This window comes from Zoogloea sp. JDB1, from assembly GCF_056724025.1.
Genome location: NZ_CM161496.1, coordinates 3,880,443 through 3,900,369, shown reverse-complemented (window position 1 = coordinate 3,900,369; position 19,927 = coordinate 3,880,443). Strand labels below are relative to the sequence as shown.

Below are 19,927 nucleotides of genomic sequence, written 5' to 3'. Positions count from 1 at the left end.
GGTTGCAGATCACGCTAGCGGGCGTGCCCGCGCAGCTGCGCAGCCAGATAATCCACGAAATGCGCGACCCGTGCCGCCAGGAAACCCTGGCGGTAGAACACCGCCCAGACGGGTTGTTTCCATGGCAGTACGGCGTCGGGCAGAACCTCGACGAGGCTGCCCGCGCTGAGATCGTCGCGGACCAGAAAATCGGACAGGCAGGCAATGCCGTTGCCGGTGCGCGCCAGGAAGGCCAGCGTCTCGCCGTTGGAGGCGGCGATGGTCGGTTCGATCGGGTAGCCGTCGGCGCCGGCGTGTTGCAATGGCCACAGATTCAGCGACGAGGGTTGGGTGAAACCGAGCAGCGTGTGCGTCGCCAGTTCGTCCACATGCTGCAGCCGGCCACGGCGTGCCAGGTAATCGGGCGCCGCCACAAGGCGCAAACGGCTCTCCAGCAGCAGCCGGGCGTTGAGCGTCGAATCCTGCAACTGGCCGACACGCAGCGCCACGTCGGCGCGCTGTTCGATCAGATCGACGATGGTTTCGCCGGACGTCAGTTCGAGCCGGATGCGCGGATAGCGGCGGCAGAACTCGGGCAGCAGCGGCGCCAGCACGTGGTTGAACACCGGCGTGGCGGCATTGATGCGCAGCAGCCCGGAAGGGTGCTCGGCGGCCGATTGCAGCGTCAGTGCCGTGGCCTCCAGGCGGCCGAGGATGTCGCGCGCGCTGTCGAGGAACCAGCGGCCCTCGTCGGTAAGGTCGAGCCGGCGTGTCGTGCGGGTGATCAGGCGCACGCCGAGCTGCTTCTCGAGCTTGCCGATGCTGCGGCTGATGCCGGAGGGCGTCAGCTTCAGGCGTTCGGCGGCGGCGGAGAAGGAGCCTTCCTCGATGACGGCGACGAAGGCTTGCAGGGTCTCGGTTGCGAGCATTGTTGATTCAAAGTCAAAAGATATTGGCTTTCTGACGCATTTTTCCCGGCTTGGCAAGCAAAGACAATGCGGGCTCCCCAACCCGAAATTGCTTCAGGAGTCCGCCATGCCCCTTGCCCTCTGGGCGCTCACGCTGAGCGCCTTTGCCATCGGCACCACCGAATTCGTCATCGTCGGCCTGATCCCGACCATCGCCGCGAGCCTCGACGTGTCGCTCCCGTCCGCCGGCCTGCTGGTCAGTCTGTATGCGCTCGGCGTCGCCGTCGGTGCGCCGGTGCTGACCGCGCTGACCGGCCGCGTGCCCCGCAAGATGCTGCTGCTCGGCCTGATGGCCCTGTTCACCATCGGCAACCTGGTGGCCTGGCGGGCGCCCGGTTACGAGGCGCTGATCATTGCCCGCGTACTCACCGGGCTGGCGCACGGCGTCTTCTTCTCCATCGGCTCGACCATCGCCACCGGCCTGGTCCCCAAGGAGAAGGCCGCCACGGCGATTGCGCAGATGTTCTCCGGCCTGACCGTCGCCCTCGTCACCGGCGTGCCGCTTGGCACCTTCATCGGCCAGACCTTCGGCTGGCAAGCGACCTTCCTTGCGGTCTCCGGGCTCGGGGTCGTCGCCTTTGTCGGCAGCTTGCTGCTGGTGCCCGGCGACATCGCACGCTCGGCGCCCGCGTCGCTGCTCAGCCAGTTCGCGGTGCTCGGCAAGCCGCGCCTGCTGCTCGTCTATGCGATGACCGCGCTTGGCTACGGCGGCTCGTTCACCGCCTTCACCTACCTGGCGCCAATGCTCGAACAGATCAGCGGCTTCCAGGCTTCGGCGACGGGCGTGCTGATGCTCATCTACGGCCTGTCGGTAGCAGTCGGCAACGTCTGGGGCGGCAAGCTGGCCGACCGCAAGGGCCCGGTACGCGCGCTGCAGATCATCTTCGCCGGGCTGGTCGGAGTCCTGCTGCTGCTCGCCGTCACTGCCGCATCGAAGTGGCTGGTCGTGCTCACCGTGCTGCTGTGGGGCGCAGTCGCCTTCGGCAATGTCGCTGGGCTGCAGCTCTACGTGGTGCAACAGGCGGAGCGGGCGACGCCCCATGCCGTCGATGTGGCCTCCGGGCTGAACATCGCCGCCTTCAACGTCGGCATTGCGTTCGGTGCCTGGGCCGGCGGCCACATCGTCGCCCAGCTCGGAATCATGGCCACCCCGTGGATCGGCGCGCTGATCGTGCTCGTCGCCCTCGGCCTGACCACTTGGTCAGGCTCCCTCGACCGGCTCGACGGCGTGTCGCCGCAAGCCGCCGTCTGACCGAATCTGATCCCAGTTCGCACCATGAAAGGAACTTCCATGCGTATTCCCGCCTTCGGCCTCGGCACCTTTCGCCTGCAGGGCCAGATCGTCATCGACTCCGTCACGCAGGCACTCGAACTCGGCTACCGTGCGATCGACACCGCGCAGATCTATGCCAACGAGGCCGAGGTCGGCCAGGCCATCGCCCAATCCGGCGTGCCCCGCGACGCGCTGTTCCTGACCACCAAGATCTGGACCGACAACTACGCCCGCCACAAGCTGCTGCCCAGCCTGCGCGAGAGCCTCGACAAACTGCGCACCGACGCCGTGGACCTGACGCTGATCCACTGGCCGGCGCCGGGAAATCCGGTGCCGCCGGAGGAATACCTGACGGCGCTGGCCGAGGCGAAGGAGCTTGGGCTTACCCGACAGATCGGCGTGTCCAACTTCAACATCGCGCTGACCCGGCGGGCCATCGAGATTCTCGGCCCCGGCGAGCTCGCCACCAACCAGATCGAACTGAGCCCGCATCTGCAGAACCGTGCGCTGACCGCCTTCCTCGCTGAGGCCGGCATCCAGATTACGTCCTACATGACCCTCGGCTACGGCAAGGTGCTGGAAGACCCGGTGGTGCAGGGAATAGCCGAGCGCCTCAGTAGCACCGCGGCCCAGGTGGTGCTGGCCTGGGCGCTGGCCAAGGGTTACGCGGTCATACCCTCGTCGACGAAGCTGGAGAATCTGGCCGGCAACCTGCGGGCCACCCATCTGCACCTGCCGGCGGATGCGCTCGCGGCCATCGACGCTCTCGACCGGGGAAGCCGTCTGGTCGATCCAGAGGGCCTGGCTCCGGTCTGGGACGCGTAGTTAAGGTTCGCCGGCATTCAGGAGCAGGATGCTGCCGAGGGAGCGGAGGCCGATGACCTCCTCGAGCGCCATGCCGGCGCTGTGGATGAGGGCTTTCCATTCCGCCAGCGTACGTTCCCGCCCGCGCGAGCCGACGAACATCTGCATGTCGAAGGATGCCCTGGCAAGATCGGCCTTGCTGTCCGGCATGATCATTTCCAGCACCGCGACACGGGCGCCGCTGCTCCCGATGGCCTTGCGGAGGTTGCCGAAGGCTTGGATGCACGCCTCGTCGCCGAAACCGTGGAGGACGGCGGAGAGCAAGTAGATATCCCGCGGGCCGTTTGCCGTGGGTAGCGTGCTGAACAGGTCGCCGGCCTGGAAGCGCAGGCGTTCGACGCCGTCGGTGCGATGTTGCGCCCAGTAGCTTTTGGCTTCCTCCACGACCTGACGGCGATCCACGACCAGTGCCGACAGCTTGGGATGGCGCCTCATGATCGCGAGGGCCTTGCTGCCGCGGGCACCGCCGACATCGATGAGGCGCTCGAAGCGGCTCCAGTCCATGTCGGTGGCGAAGCCATCGCCGGCCAGGGCTTCGACGCTGTCCATGGCTGCCGCGAAAGACCGGTCGAAGTCCGCGTGGTGATCCAGGTAGTCGAAAAGGTCTTCCCCGTGGCTCAGCCGGAACGGCGGCGTGCCGCTGCGAATGCCAGCTTCAAGTTGCTCGAACCAGGGGCGGCTCATGGTCTCCGAGTTGTGCATCAGGATCATCGCGCGCACGCTGCGGGCATCGTCGCGACGGAGGCAGTTGGAGAGCGTGTTGTTTCGGAAGACCATCGGCGCCATTTCTTCGAAGACACCCATGGCCGCCAGCAAGCGCAGCAGGCGCCCGAGGGCATCGCCGTCGGTGCCGATCTGGTCGGCAAGCTCCCGGGCACTCAAGGTTTGCGCGCCCAGAAAGGTGGCCACATCCAGCTGTGCCGCGACGAACAGCGCCCGCGACTGCCAGAAGGCACTGCCCATCTGCACCAGCCGGAAAGGGGCGGGCGTCAGCTTGTTGGGGATGGCCTGGAGCCAGGCACCGAACTTCATGGCCCTGGCAAAGCGGCGCACCGCGCCTGCGTTCATCTGGAAGCTCATGCTTCGTCTCCTGTGGTGTCGGCACCGGCCGGGGCCAGGCCGGCGGCGAACAGACGGCCGTTGAAGTCGGCGAGGTGGCTCAGGAAGGCTGCGTCCATGGGCCGTTCCATCTGCTCCTCGAAGATGTCCTTGAGCAGCATCGGCGTCATGGCCAGGCTGACGAAGGACAGGCGCAGGATGTCGGGATCGATGCCCGGCGCGATCTGGCCGTGGCTCTTCAGATCCTCCACCTTGCGCGCGCCGCGGGTGCGTCCGCGTTCGAGCAGTTGCTGGATGAAGCGGCGGCCCGGTCCTTGATGGAGGGCCAGCACCTTGAGGATCAGCTTCGGAAATTCCGGGTGCGCCGAGATGGTCTGGTAATACAGGTTCAGGAAGTCCCGGAAGCCATCGGTCGAGGCGAGCATCGGCCCGTCGAGGACGTCCAGCAGCGGGCCGAGGGTCTCGCGGATCATCTCCTCGTAGAGGCCCTCCTTGCTGCCGAAGTAGTAACGGATCATCGACACGTTGGCGCCGGCTTGCTCTGCGATGCGCCGGGTGCTGACGCGGTGGTAGTCGTCGGCGAGAAAGCAGTCCAGCGCGGCCTTGACCAGGCGCTCCCGGACGGGTTCGGCAGCCCGCGGATTTTTCATGATCGGCTCGGGTGATTTCGATGCCGGCAAGGCTATCACCCGTCATGAACTGCCTCCGCCAACTTTCGTCAATCAATTTTGCGGGGATGATTGAATTGTGCGGATATGCGTGCAGACGTCAGCCAGTGCAAGCAGCGTCAGCAGCATGTCCACGACGCTCGCCGACACGCCCGCCGGGTCATCCGTCGGGTGGTTGGGCTGCAGGCGTGTGTACCGCTTGCCGGGCAAGCCGACGGCGGTGACGACGTGGCACTTCCTGGCCACCAGGATGAGATCCTGAATGCGCATGATCTTCGACACCGCTGCCGCCATCTCCGGCGTCAGGCCAGAGGCGACGCCGGCCAGCGTGTCCTCCGTCGCCAGGGCGGACAGCAGCGAGTTGCGGAAGTCGCCGACCGCCAGATTCGTCCGCCTCAACGGCGTCCTGAAGCTGCGCTGACCATGCTTCCGCTCACTCAGCAGATCGATCCGGAACAACGGGAGGCGGGGCCCGGTACTCTTTCACCCACCGCGGAAACTCTTCCGCCGGCATGGGCCTGGCGATGAAATAGCCCTGGGCGATATCGCAGCCGAGTGCTGCCAGCATGTCCCAGTGCTCCCGGGTTTCCACACCTTCGGCAACGGTCTCGCAGCCGAGGTCATGGACCAGATCGATGGTGGAGCGCACGATTGCGGCGGAATCCCGGTTGCCCGGCATGCTTGCCACGAAGGACTGGTCGATCTTGATGAAGTCGACCGGGAGCTTCTGCATGTAGCTCAGCGATGAGTACCCCGTGCCAAAATCATCCACATAAAGCGGGATGCCTTCGTTACGCAGGTCGTGCAAGACACGTAATGCATACTCGGCATCTTCCATCACGGTACTTTCGGTGATCTCCGCCTCGAGCAAGCCGCGCGCTACGCCACGTTCCGCCAGCCAGCCGCGGCACTTGCTGAACAGCTGGTCGTCGCGGAAATTCCGTGCAGAAAGATTGATGGCAATGGGCAGGGCGTGTCCCTGCGCTTGCCAGCCATGCAACAAATCGAGTGCCGCAAGGATCACCCACTCAGTCAGGGGTTTGATCAGCCCCGTCTGCTCGGCCAGGCCAATGAATACGCCAGGGGGGACCAACCCAAGGCGGGGATGTTGCCAACGCACCAGCGCTTCTGCACCACAGACCCGCCCGGAGGAAAAGACCACCTTGGGCTGCAGGAAGAGGCGCAACTCCCCGCTGCCGATGGCCCGACGAAGCTCGCCGGCCATGTGCAGCCGTCCCGTCTGATCCTGTTGTTGGGCCGCCTCGAAGATGCACCGGTCCAGCCCTCTGGCCTTTGCTTGATAAAGGGCCTTGCCCATTCGGCGCAGTAGATCCTGGGCCGTTGTTCCGTGCTCCGGGTACAGGGCGATGCCGATCTTGGCCGACACGTCCAGCTCGATGTCGGCGATGGGGAAGGGGCTGGACAGGCTGGCCTCCAGTGTATCGGCCAAAGCCATCGCGGCCATGCCGTTCTTGGCGGGCGTCAGAATGGCGAATTCGTCGCCGCGCAGGCGTGCCACCAGCGCAGCAGGCGGCACGCTCTCGCGCAGTCTCTGTCCGAAGGCCTGCAGAATCTCATCCCCGCGGCTGGAGCCGAGTGCGTCGTTGATTTCCCCGAGCCGCTCGACATTGAGCTGGAGGACTGCAAAGGGTTCAGGCGAAGCGGGGCGGTCGATCGCCGCCGCGAGGGCTTCAGTGAATTCGATGGCATTCGGGAGCCCGGTGAGCGCGTCGTGGCGCATCAGATGATGCATCGCCGCCCGCACACCCTCCTGTTCGGTCCGTGCACGCAGGGTCGAAATGCCAAAGGCCAGATCGTCGGCAGACTCGGTGAGCAGCCTGATCTCATCCTCCCCAAAGGTATCGGGCTCTGGATCGTAGATGGAGAGGGCGCCAATGATCTCGCCGTCCACACGCAGGGGGCAGGCCAGGCCGGATGTCGCACCGAAAAGCCGGTCCCGCCAGACGGCATGGTTCGGGTCGGTCTGCATGTTGCGAACGAGCCCCACCAGGCCATTGCGGATGGCCGTTGACGTAACCCCCTGTCCTTGCGCCGCGTCCGATAGATTGAGGCCGAGCGCATCGAGTGCCGCCATCCCGCCCGGATAGCCGCACTCCGCCATGGGGCGTAGCACCTGGCCGGGGCTTTCGCCCTTGAACCACACTACGGCGATTCCGTAGCCGCCCTCGGTGACGATGGCCCGGCACATGCTATCGAGCAGCCTCTGCTCTTCTGAGGCCCGCAACATCGCGCGGTTGCCGGCGCTCAAGGTGCGCAGGGCGCGGCCGACGTGCTCCAGTTCCCGTACGCGTAGTCCGAGCTCGGTGTTGAGGGACTGGATCCGCTCTTCAGAGCGTTTGCGTTCGGTAATGTCCGTTCCGAGCACATAGTAGCCGGCGACCCTGCCATCGGCTTGAAACCGCGGGACGTACTGGATGGTCTGCCAGATGCCTGCAAAAGGTTGCCAGTCGTAGGATTGGGGCTCCCCGGCCAGAACCTTGTCGATCAGGGGGCAGGCCACGGCGTAACGGTCTTCGCCGAGAATCTCCCGTACCGTGCAACCCGTGATGTCTTCCCGATCCGGAGCGAAGCGCTGGCGGTAGTGGTCATTGACATAGACATACCGCTGTCCGGCGTCCACATAAGCAATGAGAGCGGGGACAGCACTGATCACGCTGCGCAAATGGCTCTCGCTCTCGCGCCATTGCTCGGTGCGCCGACGCACATCGGCCGCGAGCAGGGCATTCTGCTCACGGATGATCCGCTCCGCGTCGCGCTCCGCGCTGACATCCCGAAACACCAGCACGACCCCGCAAAGCTGTCCATGAGTGCCGCGAATCGGGGCTGCACTGTCGGCAATCGGGCATTCGGTGCCGTCGAGGGCGATCAGCGCAGTGTGGTTGGCCAGCCCCTGGATCTCGCCCGTGGCGAGCACCGTCGCCACGGGGACTGGCGCAGGTTCGCGGGTTTCCTCGTTGATGATGCGGAAGACCGTCTCCACCACACGCCCTTTGGCGTCCTCCAGCGACCAGCCGGTAAGCCTTTCGGCCACCGGATTCATGCGCGTGATCCGTCCATCGGCATCGGTTGCCAGCACGGCGTCGCCAATCGAATGCAGCGTCGTGCGAAGGCTTTCCTCGCTGTCGGCCAACGCCTGCTGGCCGGCCTCCGTGGCGCGCAACTGGCGGCGGATCAACAGGTAAGTCCCGGTCAGGAGGCCGGCCAGCATCGTCGAAACCAGTGTTCCCGCAGCCACCAGGGTCTGGCGTGCCTGGGCGTGGGTGGCTTCGCGCTGCGCCAGATGATGGCGTGCATTCGCGTCCATTTCCGACAACAACTGATAGGTGAGGGCTCGCGTCGTGCGAAGTGGGGCGTTGGCCACAAAGACGTTGGCCGCGTCTTGTCCTTGCGTCTTGCGCAGCAACTCCACCTGCCGCGCGATGGCCAGCCGCTGATCGAGCACCCTGCGCAATTCCATCCAGCGCTGCTGCTGCGCCACGCTCTCGACCGTCAGTTGCCGGATGCTTGCGAGGCTGGCCTCCCGCGCAGTTATCGCGTCGTCCCGTTCCACGAGAAGGGCCGGGTCCCCGCTCAAGCGGAAGCCCTGCGTCGTCAGCTCGATCTGTAGCGAATAGCCTCTGACGCGGGCCAGATCGTGAAGGACTTCCTCACTGCGTGCCACCATCCCCGCCGCCTTCGCGGCATCGTCGGCGATTTTCCACGTAGCGGTAGCCAATGCGATCACGACCAGCATTGCCGCAACAAATGCGAGTGCTACTTTGGATTCGAAACTGGACCGAGACGTTTTCGTCCCCTTTTTTCAATGTGCGGCAACTTCATGGCTGAAGCTTGCCGATTTCCGGAGGACCTGCCTTTGAGGTCAGGGACGGAGTTCAAGCATTTCGCTTTTTTCCGTTTTGGAATCAGCCATTCAAAAAAATATAACGCACCAAATAGAGCTACATTGATCCAAGTTAAGGGAAATGCTGAATATTTGGTAGTTTCCTGGTCAGGGCTCCCGTGATCTCCCTCACGATCGTATCGCTCAGGTGCGGAGTGGCCTAATCTTGATGAATGGAAGGCATTTCATTTTTATCAGTATCTGATCAATTGACGTAACGTCATGTGATGCAACCGCGTCCGACGTTCGCCGTCCTCAAGAACAGGAGGCTCCAAATGCTCTGGGATGCACTCGGCGTCGGACTCTTTACGCCGCTTCTTATTCTGGCTGCAATTCTCTTCCTTGGCTCGGCCATCCGCATCTTCCGCGAGTACGAGCGGGGCGTCGTCTTCATCCTGGGCCGCTTTCAGCAGGTCAAGGGGCCAGGGCTGGTGATCGTCATTCCCGGCATTCAACAGGTCGTGCGGGTCGATCTGCGCACCGTCGTGCTGGAAGTGCCTACGCAGGACGTCATCTCGAAGGACAACGTATCGGTCAAGGTCAGCGCCGTCGTCTATTTCCGCGTGGTGGACCCGCAAAAGGCCATCATCCAGGTTGTCGATTTCATGAACGCCACCAGTCAGCTGGCGCAGACCATGTTGCGTTCGGTGCTGGGCAAGCACCTGCTGGACGACATGCTGTCCGAGCGCGAGCGACTGAACCTCGACATCCAGCAAGCGCTCGACACGCAGACCGACACCTGGGGCATCAAGGTTTCCAATGTCGAGATCAAGCAGGTGGACCTCACCGAATCCATGATCCGTGCCATCGCCCGGCAGGCCGAGGCAGAACGCGAGAGGCGTGCAAAGGTGATCCACGCCGAAGGCGAACTGCAAGCCTCGGAAAAGCTGTTCCAGGCGGCGAAGATCCTGGCCCAGGAACCGCAGGCCATCCAGCTGCGCTACCTCGAAACGCTCACCGTGATCGGCGCCGACAAGAACACCACCATTGTCTTTCCGCTGCCGATGGATGTTGTTGCGCCGTTTCTCAAGAAGTGAGTCCCGTATTACCCCGCCGGCGGCGCTGCCTCAGCAGCCCATGCATGGCATTGGTCTTTACATGCTTTTACCTCAAGTCCCCTCAAATGCGCTTTGCTTTATGCCGATAACACAAATGGAAAAACATACATGATGAGGCCCTGAAATGGCATCCATTGCTATATCGTCCAGCACATCGGCCCTGTCCGGTTCCAGCTCCAGCAGTCGTACCAGTGGTAGTGGCGATGCACAGATTGCGGCGCTGCAAAAGCAACTTCAAACGTTGCAGAAGCAGCTGGAGACCGCGCAGAAGGACACCTCCGGCAAGAGCGCTGAGAAGATCAAGCTGCTGCAGCAGCAAGTCGCCCAGCTGGAGGCGCGTATCGCTCAGCTTCAGGCCCAGAAGAAGCAGGAGTCCGAAGGCACGAGTAAAACGACGGCCACCCAGTCTCCAGCGGAGGCGACAAGCGGCTCCCTTGGCACCAACGTGAACGAGTTCGTCTAGGCGACGGGGGCAAAGGCCCCCATGTGCGTCAGCGCCGGCTATTCGCCGTCCTGGCGAACGCACGTCCAAGACCGCGCACGCCCATCTCCATTGCCTTGGGCGTCAGGTTGCCGAAGCCCAGACGCAGTCCTGGCACAGCCCGCCCATCAATCGCGAATGGCCGGCTGGACGCGATGGAGACGCCTTCCTCGTGGGCCTTGCTCAGGAGCAGGTCCCCGTCAAGCATCGGGGCCAATCGCAGCCAGAGCGCCAGGCCACCGTCCGGCAGGCAGAAATCTGCCCATGGCTTGAGCTCCGATGCATACTCCGCGAATACCCGCCGGCGTTCCTGATAGACCCTCAACGCACGGCGAATATGTCTTCGCAGTTCGCCGCTGTGCATCAGGTCTGCAACGGCGAGCTCGGTCACGGCATTCCCCTGGCGGTCGATCCACTGGATTTCATTGGCACAGCGGTCCACCACCTCCCGGGAGCCGACGACGTAGCCCACGCGCAAACCGGGCGCCAGCACCTTGGACAGGGAGCCGACATAGATCACCCGTCCGGTGCGGTCGCCGCTGGCCATCGGAAACATCGGGCGCCGGGCGAAATGGAACTCGTGATCGTAATCGTCCTCGACGACGGCAAAGCCGAACTGTTCGGCCAGGGCCAGGATATGCATGCGCCGCTCGGCCGGCATCAGCACCGTGGTTGGAAACTGGTGGTGGGGGGTGATGTAGATGGCGCGGATGCGCTGCTGCCGGCACAGGCGTTCGAGGGCCTCCGGTTGCATCCCGAAGGCATCCATCTCCACCCCATGGACCTGGGCGCCCGCCGCACGAAAGGCCTCACGGGCCGGCGGATAGCTCAAGGCATCCACCGCCACGTGGTCGCCGCTGCGGGCAAGCAGGCGGGCAGCCAGATAGATCCCCACCTGGCTGCCGCGCACGACACAGATGTTGTCCAGGCCTACCTGCAAGCCCCGCTCGGCACTCAGCATCGCCGCCAGTTCCTGGCGCAATGCCGGTTCGCCGCGGGGGTCTCCATAGGCCAGGCGATTGGCGCGTGCGGCCGCAATCAAGGCCCGCCGGTAGGCACGACCGAGGACTTCGAAAGGGATCAACCGGGTATCCGGTACGCCATCGGAGAACGACACGCCGCCGCTCTCCTGCGGCGCGGCTTCATGGCGCTCTCCGTACAGCGCATAGCCAGGCGCTGGCGTCTCGTCTGACTTCAGCGCTGAATCCATGGCCGGCCTGTGCGGTAACTCCAGTGCCACGAAGGTCGCCTGACGTCCTTCGGAGCGCAACCAGCCCTGAGCAATCAGCTCCTCATAGGCCAGCTGCGCCGTCTTGCGGTTGATGCCCAGTTCCTCGGCCAAGGCACGACTGCCGGGCAGGGACGCTCCGGGGGCGAGACGGCCGCGGCAGATTTCATCGATGAAGTACTGGGCAATCTGCACATGAACGGGCAGACCCTCCCGGCGACGGACGGACAGACTCAGCTTCCAGGGACGCAACATGATTGCCGGACAAACCTCGGAGTGACGGATGGGAGGGGGGATCCTGGACCAGTAGAGTTTTCAAAACTGGATGTTTTTGAGGGTCCATGGCAAGCCTAGCATGCGCCTCATCGTTTGATCTGGAGCCCCTGCAATGACTGTCTTCCTTCCCTCCGGCGAGCGGGTCTTCCGCCTCGCGGAGATCGTCCCACTTTCGACCGACGTCAGGTGCGCCGTGCTGGACACCGCCGACGGCACTCCGTTTTTCTATCGGGAAGGGCAGTTTGTCAGCGTCCGTCTGCCCGATGGCGTTCAGCGCAGCTACTCCCCCGCCAGTGCGTGCCGGGCCGACGGACGCATCGAATTGCATATCCGCCTCCTGAGCGGCGGGCACTTCTCCACCTGGCTCAGCGGCGGCGATCGCACCGGCAGCCTGGTGACGCTCGGCGGCCCTTATGGAGAGTGCGTCTGGCAGACCTCCGGCCCCGCTCATGCACCCGTCTTCATGCTCGGCACGGGAACCGGCATCGCCCCCCTCAAGGCCCTGCTGGAGCAAGCCCTGGCCACCGACGTGCAGCAGCCGATCACCCTTTACTGGGGTGGTCGCCGGGTGGACGACTTATACCTTCGAGCGCACTTCGACGCTCTGGCCCGGCAGCATGCCCGCTTCCGTTTCGTTCCCGTCCTCGCGGAGCCCGCGGAGACATGGCAGGGCCAGCGCGGCTTCGTGCAGGACGCCATCGCCGCCGAGTGCCCATCCCTGGCCCAGGCCACGGTGTACGCCTGCGGATCGCCGCTGATGGTGGCCAGTGCCCGCGCGTTGCTGGTCGATGAGCACGAGCTGGCGCCATCCCGCTTCCTGGCCGATGCCTTCGTGCCCGCCACCGCGCCCACGGTATCAGCCTCCGGGCGTCCGGCGCTGACGGTTCATGCGCACCGCAACGACGAAGCGCACCCGCTGGCGGTCACCGCTGGAAGCCCACTGATGCCGGCGCTGGCCCAGGCCGGTCTGCTCGCCGGTGTCTGCGGTGGGCAGGGCGCCTGCGGGACGTGCCGCGTGCGGGTTAGCTCTCCCTGGCGCGAACGGCTTGTGCCGCCGACACGCAAGGAGACCCGGCTTCTCCATGCCCTCGACAGCCTGCCCGGACACCGTCTCGCCTGCCAGCTCGCCATGAGCGCGGACCTCGACGGCATCCAGCTGGACTGCGACTGACCCTTTTTTTACCCCATCCTGATGAAAGGAACCCCATGAGTACCCAAGATCAATCCCGCCTGGAAGCCGTCGGATCGGCCTACGACCCGGAACGTCTGCTGGCCGTCCGGGACAAGACCCGGGCCGCCATCCAGACCATAGCGGCAGCTGTCAAGCCGGGCATGGTTGAAGAAGACGCCGTCGAGATGGCGCGTGACATCCTGGCGGCGGAAGGAATGGTGCGCGGCTGGCACGACGTGTACGTCCGCTTCGGCAGCAACTCCACCAAGACCTTCGGGGCGGCCTCCGATCCGGGCGTTGTGCTGGGTGAAGACGATATCTTCTTCATCGATATCGGCCCCGTCTGGAAGGACTGGGAGGGCGACGGCGGCGATAGCTTCGTCACTGGAACCGATCCCGACAAACAACGCTGCGCCGACGACGCCCGCGCCATCTTCCATGAAGTACGTCGCAAGTGGCGGGACGAAGGCGCCACCGGACGGGCCCTCTACGCTTACGCCATGGCGTGCGCGGAAGCCCGCGGGTGGGTACTGAACATGGATCTGTCAGGACACCGCCTGGCCGACTTCCCCCATGCGGCGATCCATGAAGGCCCGCTGGCGGAGGTGGACTTCACCCCGTCCGGACTGCTGTGGGTCCTGGAGATCCACATCCGCCACCCGAGCGCAGCCTACGGCGCCTTCTTCGAAGACCTGTTGCTCGAAGACGCCTGCTTCGCCTGATTCCGGGCTCCAGCCACTCACCGGGAGCCGGTGGGTGGCCTTCATGTCGCTCAGCAACACAGCGCACGAAGTATATTGGCCAGCTTCTTGACGGCAATCTCCAGTTCGTAAGGGGCATGGGCAGCAAACCCCATGAGAAAGCCCGCATGGTGCCGGCTCGAAGCATGCAGTGCCGTCAGACCCAACAAGTCGATGCCCTCCCTACGTGCGGATTCGACCGCTTCGTGCTCAGGGATGTCACGGATGAACACGCAAGGCATCTGCATGCCCCCGGCAGGAATCCTGGGTTCCACGAAATCAGCCAGATGCTGGCGAACCAGCCGCGCCAGCACGTTGCGCCGTTCGGCATAGACGGCGCGCATGGTGCGTACATGGGCCCCAAAGTGGCCGCCTTCGATGAAACGCGCCAGCGTCAGCTGCGGAATCGGTGCGCTGTGTCCGTCCAGCAGCGTGCGGGCCACGGCCATGGGCGCCACCAACGGTGGCGGCAGCACCATGTAGCCGATGCGCAAGCCCGGGAAAAGAGATTTAGTGAAGGTGCCGATGTAGATCGTCCGCTCGTATGGGTCAAGCCCCTGCACGCAGGCGGTGGGTTTGCCCTCGTAGTGGAACTCGCTGTCATAGTCGTCTTCGATGATCCAGCTCTGGTGTTGTCTGGCCCATTCGATGATCGCCAAGCGCCGATCCAGTGCCAGCGCAGCTCCGGTGGGGAACTGGTGCGATGGCGTCAGGAATATCGCCCTGGCCGCCTCACTCAGGTGTTCCACCCGCAGGCCATCGGTATCCAGCGGTACGGGCACGCACTCCAGTCCGGCGGTATCGAACGCCTTGCGGGCACCGTGATAAACAGGGTCTTCGATAAAGATCCGGTCGCCCGCATCGAGCAGCACGTTCGCGCATAAGGTCAGGGCCTGCTGCGAACTGGTCAGCACCAGCACACGCTCGGCCGTGGCCTGGGCACCGCGTTCAAGATTGATGTAATCGGCGATGGCCTTCCGTAGGGGTTCCATGCCCTGTGGAGGGCTGTGCAGCAACGCCAGAGCGCCGTATTCCTTCAGCACCTGCCGATGCAGACGTTCCCAGATTTGCAGCGGAAAGCTGCGTGTCTCTGGCACACCGGGCGCGAATGGGCGCGGCGCCAGAAAGTCTCGCACGCCGCCGCCCTGAAACATGGCATTGCCACGCGAGCTGAGACGCAGTGCCGCCTTGCGCTCCTCACCCTTTGGCAGGAGCGTGCCGCGTTCCGGCAAACGCTGGGCCCGCTCCGACACGAAGCTGCCGCTTCCCACGCGCCGTTCGATGAAGCCTTCCGCATGCAACTGGCCGTAGGACAACTCGACCGTATCGCGCGAAACACCCAGGGACTTTGCCAAGGCACGCGACGCGGGCAATGGTTTGCCGACATCGAGGGCGCCATCCAGGATGAGCTGACGAATGGCGCGCTGAATGCGCACATGCAAGGGCAGGGCGCCGTGCGCTGGATCGCCGATCCATGCCTTGACGGATTCGAGTTGCGCATGCCTGAACAATTGGCCGGTATCTCTTCAAGAAATTGGAGGGGAATATCCATCCATTTTAAATCTATAAACACGTTTCACAACTCACTTAACCCTTTGATCGGGGGTCCGTCAGGCCATGTCATCCGTCCTCTTGCCTTCATCCGTTCGTTGGAACGATCTTGCCCATCCCATTGTGGCCGGCCTGATCTCGGTCATCGTCAACTATGGCGGTACCTTCATCCTGGTCTTCCAGGCTGCCAAGGTGGCTGGTCTCGGCCCCGAACTGACGGCTTCCTGGGTGTGGTCGATTTCCATCGGCGTGGGCGTGACCGGGATCATTCTGAGCTGGACATCCCGCGAGCCCATCATCACCGCATGGTCCACGCCGGCTGCGGCATTTCTGGTCACGGCACTGGCGACGACGTCCTACGCAGAAGCGGTCGGCGCCTACCTGATATCGGCCGCCGCCTTCGTGGTGCTGGGGCTGTCGGGCTGGTTCGAGCGGGTCATCCGCCTGATTCCGTCGGGCGTTGCCGCCGGTCTGCTGGCGGGCATCCTGCTCCAGTTCGGCATCAAGGCCTTCGGCGGCATGAGCGTCGATCCTCTGCTGGCCGGCTTGTTGATCGTCACTTATGTGGCGCTCAAACGACTCTGCCCACGCTACGCGGTGGTCGGCATCCTGGTACTGGGGCTGGTCTTCCTGCTGCAGCAAGATCGCGTCGATCTGTCGAGGCTGACCCTGAAACTGGCGGCGCCGATCTTCACCATGCCCATGTTTTCACTCAACGCCTTGCTGAGTGTGGCGCTGCCCTTGTTCCTGATCACGCTGACCGGCCAATACATGCCCGGCATGCTGGTGCTGCGCAACGATGGCTTCCGAACCAGCGCCAACCCCATCGTCACCATCACCGGGCTGGGTTCGCTGTTGATGGCGCCTTTCGGTTCGCACGCCTTCAATATCGCGGCCATCACAGCGGCCATCTGCACGGGCCGCGAAGCGCACGAAGATCCGTCCAGGCGCTGGATTGCCGGCATTGCTGCCGGGGTGTTCTACATCCTGGTGGGTGTGTTCGGCGTCACCCTGGCTGCAGTTTTCATGGCTTTCCCGAGCACCTTCATCACCACGCTGGCCGGTCTGGCGCTCCTGGGCACCATCGGTGGCAGCCTCGCCAGCGCGCTGAGTGAGGCCCGGACCCGCGAAGCCTCGCTGATCACCTTTCTGGCGGCCGCCGCCAACGTCACCCTGCTGGGCATTGGTGGTGCGTTCTGGGGCCTAGTGATCGGGCTCGTGGCCTACGCGACGCTCAACGGTCGCTTGCCGCAGAGTGCGCCGCAGTCTGCCGTTGCCTTCGGCGCCTCCGGCACGGGGCCCAACTGATGTCATCCACAACGCAAACCCGTCACGACCTGCATGGCCGCTATCCCGAGGCCCGTTCGGTCGAGGACTTTCAACGCAATCTGGCCGCGGTGCACACGCGGATCAAAGCCGCATGCCGCCGCGCCGGCCGCGATCCCGCATCCGTGCGCCTGTTGCCTGTGAGCAAGACCAAGCCCGAGCCCAGCCTGCGTCTCGCGTACGCGGCGGGTTGCAGGACGCTGGGAGAGAACAAGCCCCAGGAGGCCTGCCGCAAATGGGAAACCATGCAGGACCTGACCGACCTGCACTGGTCCGTCATCGGCCACCTGCAGACCAACAAGGCCAGGCTGGTGGCGCGTTTCGCCTCCGAGTTCCAGGCACTGGACAGCCTGCACGTCGCGGAAGCGCTGGATCGCCGCTTGCAGATTGAAGGGCGGGGGCTCGACGTGTTCGTGCAGGTCAACACCTCTGGCGAGGCGAGCAAATACGGCCTGCCCCCCGAGGAGGTTCAGGCCTTTCTCCAGGCGCTGCCGGTATTCAGCGCGCTGCGCGTGCGTGGGCTGATGACGCTGGCGCTGTTTTCCAGCGAAGCCGAGCGGGTGCGCCAGTGTTTCGTACGACTGCGTGCTCTGCGCGACCGGCTGCGCCAATGCGCACCTGCCGGAATCGGGCTGGATGAACTGTCGATGGGCATGTCCGGTGACTTCGAGATCGCCATCGAGGAAGGCGCCACCGTGGTACGTGTCGGACAAGCCATCTTCGGTGCGCGCGCCATGCCCGACGGCCACTACTGGCCCGGCGAACCCAAACTTGAGGAGTCTTAAATGCAAACTACCCCATCCCACCTGATGCGGGCCTATGCCCGCCAACCGGTTTCCTTCGTACGTGGGCGCGGCGCGCAGCTCTGGGACGAGCGCGGCGTGGAGTACCTGGACGCCATTGCCGGTGTCGCGGTCACCAGTCTGGGCAACGCCCACCCGGAGATCGCGGCCGTGATTGCCGAGCAGGCGGCGCTGCTGTTGCATACGTCCAATGTTTTCCGCATCGACTGGCAGGAACGGCTGGGCGAGCGTTTGTGCGCGCTGACGGGAATGCAGAAGAGCTTCTTCTGCAATTCGGGCGCCGAGGCCAACGAAGCCGCGCTCAAGCTGGCAAGACTGCATGGCCAGCGCAGACAGATCGCGGAACCCAAGATCCTCGTCATGGAGAACGGTTTTCACGGCCGCAGCATCGCCACGCTCTCCGCGTCGGGCAATCCCGCCAAGCAACACGGCTTCGAGCCGCTGCTGCCTGGTTTCTTGCGGGTGCCCTATGACGACATCGACGCGGTGCACCGAATGGCCGGGCATTCGCCCGACATCGTGGCGGTGCTGGTCGAGGCAGTGCAGGGCGAAGGCGGCATTCATGTCGCCAGCGCCGACTACCTGCGCGAACTGCGTGCCTTGTGCGACCAGCACGGCTGGCTGCTGATGCTCGATGAGATCCAGACAGGCCTGGGCCGCACCGGAGCCTGGTTCGGGCATCTGCACGCGAACATCGCGCCCGATGTGATGACGCTGGCGAAGGCGTTGGGAAACGGCTTTCCCATCGGCGCCTGCCTGGCGCGTGGGGCGGCGGCCGACCTGTTCTCGCCCGGCCAGCACGGCTCCACTTTCGGCGGCAATCCCCTGGCCTGTCGGGTGGCATGCACCGTTCTCGACATCATGGCCCGCGACAGGCTGCCGGAGCGTGCTGCTGCGCTGGGTGGGCGTCTGCTGAACGGGCTGCAGAAAGCGCTCGCCACGCACCCGCACGTCGTCGCGATCCGCGGGCAGGGCCTGATGGTGGGCATCGAACTGGACAGGCCATGCAAGGAACTGGTTGGGCGTGCCCTGGCCGAGCAGCGTTTGCTCATCACCGTGACCCGCGACAAGGTCATCAGATTGCTGCCGCCGCTGGTCTGTGACGAAGCCCAGATCGACGCCATCGTCGGTCGCCTTACGCGCCTGCTGGCCACGACTGAGGGGAATGCGCCGAGCACATTGAAATCCGCCGCGCCGGTCGAACCGGCGGTATGACGCCCACGCTGATCCGCGATCAAAGAACGCACCCTCAAAACCCTGAATTCCAGACACAAAGGACACACGCCCATGTACGACTCATCACTGCCCCTGACCGACTTCGACCCCGAACTGGCCGAAGCCATCCGGCGCGAAGAACGTCGCCAGGAAGACCACATCGAGCTCATCGCCTCCGAGAACTACGCCAGCCCGCAGGTGATGGCCATCCAGAACTCCGTCTTCGCCAACAAATACGCCGAGGGCTACCCGGGCAAGCGCTACTACAGTGGCTGTGAGAATGTGGACGTGGCCGAGCGCCTGGCCATCGAACGTCTCAAGACGCTGTTCGACTGCGACTACGCCAATGTTCAGCCCCATGCCGGCGCCCAGGCCAACGCGGCCGTGTTCCTGGCTCTGACTCGCCCCGGCGACACCGTGATGGGCATGAACCTGGCGCAGGGCGGCCACCTGACCCACGGCAATCCATCCAATTTCTCCGGCCGCCACTACCGCATCGTTCCTTACGGGCTCGATGCCGGGACAGGGCTGATCGACTACGACGAGATGGAGCGCATTGCACTGGAAGCCCGTCCGAAAATGCTGATCGGCGGCTTCTCGGCCTATTCGCGGCACAAGGACTGGGCGCGGATGCGCGCCATCGCCGACAAGGTGGGCGCCGTATTCTGGGTGGACATGGCTCACGTTGCCGGCCTGGTCGCGGCTGGCGAATACCCCGACCCGCTGCCCCACGCCCATGTGGTCACCAGCACCACCCACAAGACCCTGCGCGGCCCGCGCGGCGGCATCATCCTCGCCAAGGGGCAGGGTGACGCGTTTTACAAACAGCTCGATTCAGCGGTGTTTCCGGGCATTCAAGGCGGCCCGCTGATGCACGTGATCGCCGCCAAAGCCGTGGCCTTCAAGGAGGCGCTGCGTCCCGAGTTCAAGACCTACCAGCGTCAGGTGGTGAGCAACGCCCGTGCGATGGCGGCGGTCCTCCAGCAGCGGGGCTACAAGATCGTCTCCGGCGGCACCGACAACCACTTGATGCTCATCGACCTCTCCGCCAAGCCCTATTCCGGCAAGGACGCAGACGCCGCGCTGGCCGAAGCCTGGATCACCACCAACAAGAACTCGGTGCCCAACGATCAACGCTCGCCCTTTGTCACCTCGGGGCTGCGTATCGGCACACCCGCCGTGACCACGCGCGGGTTCGGTGTGGCCGAATGCGAACACGTGGCGGGGTGGCTGTGCGACGTGCTGGACGCGCTGGAGAACAGCGGTACAGCGTTGCCGGAGGTGCGCCACCGAGTGAGGGAGCAGGTGCTGGCGCTGTGCCGCCGCCATCCCGTGTACCGATAGCGGCATCGGTACATCCACCACT

17 protein-coding genes are annotated in these 19,927 nt (G+C 64.5%); 10 read left to right on the top strand and 7 right to left on the bottom strand.

Annotated features, from left to right (window positions below; translation table 11 throughout):
- Positions 1–14: 14 nt before the first annotated feature.
- Positions 15–908 carry a LysR substrate-binding domain-containing protein gene (locus tag AC1PPK_RS17660; RefSeq protein WP_481114319.1) on the bottom strand — a complete coding sequence of 298 codons (894 nt, stop codon included), beginning with the start codon at positions 906–908 and terminating at the stop codon, positions 15–17.
- A 106-nt stretch (positions 909–1,014) separates the two neighbouring features.
- On the opposite strand from AC1PPK_RS17660, the gene AC1PPK_RS17655 reads away from it, so the two are divergent.
- Together AC1PPK_RS17655 and dkgB are read left to right on the top strand one after the other, a co-directional pair.
- Complete coding sequence (locus tag AC1PPK_RS17655; RefSeq protein ID WP_481114318.1) at positions 1,015–2,199, top strand: MFS transporter; 1,185 nt, start codon at positions 1,015–1,017, stop codon at positions 2,197–2,199.
- Positions 2,200–2,238: 39 nt separating this feature from the next.
- A complete protein-coding gene (gene dkgB, locus AC1PPK_RS17650; protein WP_481114317.1) occupies positions 2,239–3,045 on the top strand; it encodes a 2,5-didehydrogluconate reductase DkgB in 807 nt (268 codons plus the stop codon).
- Here dkgB and AC1PPK_RS17645 read toward each other — a convergent pair whose 3' ends face one another.
- The 4 genes from AC1PPK_RS17645 to AC1PPK_RS17630 all read right to left on the bottom strand — a co-directional run bounded on the left by AC1PPK_RS17645 (position 3,046) and on the right by AC1PPK_RS17630 (position 8,565).
- Positions 3,046–4,164 (bottom strand): methyltransferase, encoded by a 1,119-nt coding sequence (locus tag AC1PPK_RS17645; protein WP_481114316.1) that lies wholly within the window; start codon positions 4,162–4,164, stop codon positions 3,046–3,048.
- Positions 4,161–4,793 carry a TetR/AcrR family transcriptional regulator gene (locus AC1PPK_RS17640; protein ID WP_481114315.1) on the bottom strand — a complete coding sequence of 211 codons (633 nt, stop codon included), beginning with the start codon at positions 4,791–4,793 and terminating at the stop codon, positions 4,161–4,163. Before AC1PPK_RS17640 ends, AC1PPK_RS17645 begins: the two co-directional genes overlap by 4 nt.
- 72 nt (positions 4,794–4,865) lie before the next feature.
- Positions 4,866–5,270 (bottom strand): ethanolamine ammonia-lyase subunit EutB, encoded by a 405-nt coding sequence (eutB, locus tag AC1PPK_RS17635; RefSeq protein WP_481114314.1) that lies wholly within the window; start codon positions 5,268–5,270, stop codon positions 4,866–4,868.
- Positions 5,245–8,565: an EAL domain-containing protein gene (locus AC1PPK_RS17630; protein ID WP_481114313.1), complete on the bottom strand. Its 3,321-nt coding sequence runs from the start codon at positions 8,563–8,565 to the stop codon at positions 5,245–5,247. The genes eutB and AC1PPK_RS17630 overlap by 26 nt, the downstream gene beginning before the upstream one ends.
- A gap of 422 nt (positions 8,566–8,987) precedes the next feature.
- On the opposite strand from AC1PPK_RS17630, the gene AC1PPK_RS17625 reads away from it, so the two are divergent.
- Positions 8,988–9,749, top strand: a complete 762-nt coding sequence (locus AC1PPK_RS17625; protein ID WP_481114312.1) for a slipin family protein — start codon at positions 8,988–8,990, stop codon at positions 9,747–9,749.
- Positions 9,750–9,894: 145 nt separating this feature from the next.
- Entirely contained in the window at positions 9,895–10,233 is a 339-nt protein-coding gene (locus AC1PPK_RS17620) for a FlxA-like family protein (protein WP_481114311.1), read from the top strand.
- Between the two features lie 28 nt (positions 10,234–10,261).
- Here AC1PPK_RS17620 and pdxR (AC1PPK_RS17615) read toward each other — a convergent pair whose 3' ends face one another.
- Complete coding sequence (gene pdxR / locus AC1PPK_RS17615; protein WP_481114310.1) at positions 10,262–11,734, bottom strand: MocR-like pyridoxine biosynthesis transcription factor PdxR; 1,473 nt, start codon at positions 11,732–11,734, stop codon at positions 10,262–10,264.
- A gap of 133 nt (positions 11,735–11,867) precedes the next feature.
- Here pdxR (AC1PPK_RS17615) and AC1PPK_RS17610 point away from each other — a divergent pair, with 133 nt between their 5' ends.
- Both AC1PPK_RS17610 and AC1PPK_RS17605 read left to right on the top strand, forming a co-directional pair.
- Complete coding sequence (locus AC1PPK_RS17610; RefSeq protein ID WP_481114309.1) at positions 11,868–12,926, top strand: FAD-binding oxidoreductase; 1,059 nt, start codon at positions 11,868–11,870, stop codon at positions 12,924–12,926.
- A gap of 35 nt (positions 12,927–12,961) precedes the next feature.
- Positions 12,962–13,648: a M24 family metallopeptidase gene (locus AC1PPK_RS17605; RefSeq protein ID WP_481114308.1), complete on the top strand. Its 687-nt coding sequence runs from the start codon at positions 12,962–12,964 to the stop codon at positions 13,646–13,648.
- Positions 13,649–13,698: 50 nt separating this feature from the next.
- Here the strand turns inward: AC1PPK_RS17605 and pdxR (AC1PPK_RS17600) are convergent, their stop codons facing one another.
- Positions 13,699–15,177 (bottom strand): MocR-like pyridoxine biosynthesis transcription factor PdxR, encoded by a 1,479-nt coding sequence (pdxR, locus tag AC1PPK_RS17600; RefSeq protein WP_481114307.1) that lies wholly within the window; start codon positions 15,175–15,177, stop codon positions 13,699–13,701.
- A 106-nt stretch (positions 15,178–15,283) separates the two neighbouring features.
- Here pdxR (AC1PPK_RS17600) and AC1PPK_RS17595 point away from each other — a divergent pair, with 106 nt between their 5' ends.
- The 4 genes from AC1PPK_RS17595 to glyA all read left to right on the top strand — a co-directional run bounded on the left by AC1PPK_RS17595 (position 15,284) and on the right by glyA (position 19,905).
- Positions 15,284–16,525, top strand: a complete 1,242-nt coding sequence (locus AC1PPK_RS17595) for a benzoate/H(+) symporter BenE family transporter (protein ID WP_481114306.1) — start codon at positions 15,284–15,286, stop codon at positions 16,523–16,525.
- Complete coding sequence (locus AC1PPK_RS17590; RefSeq protein ID WP_481114305.1) at positions 16,525–17,328, top strand: YggS family pyridoxal phosphate-dependent enzyme; 804 nt, start codon at positions 16,525–16,527, stop codon at positions 17,326–17,328. The genes AC1PPK_RS17595 and AC1PPK_RS17590 overlap by 1 nt, the downstream gene beginning before the upstream one ends.
- On the top strand, positions 17,329–18,561 hold the full coding sequence (locus AC1PPK_RS17585) for an acetylornithine/succinylornithine family transaminase (RefSeq protein WP_481114304.1): 1,233 nt from the start codon (positions 17,329–17,331) through the stop codon (positions 18,559–18,561).
- Between the two features lie 72 nt (positions 18,562–18,633).
- Complete coding sequence (gene glyA, locus AC1PPK_RS17580; protein ID WP_481114303.1) at positions 18,634–19,905, top strand: serine hydroxymethyltransferase; 1,272 nt, start codon at positions 18,634–18,636, stop codon at positions 19,903–19,905.
- Positions 19,906–19,927: the final 22 nt, after the last annotated feature.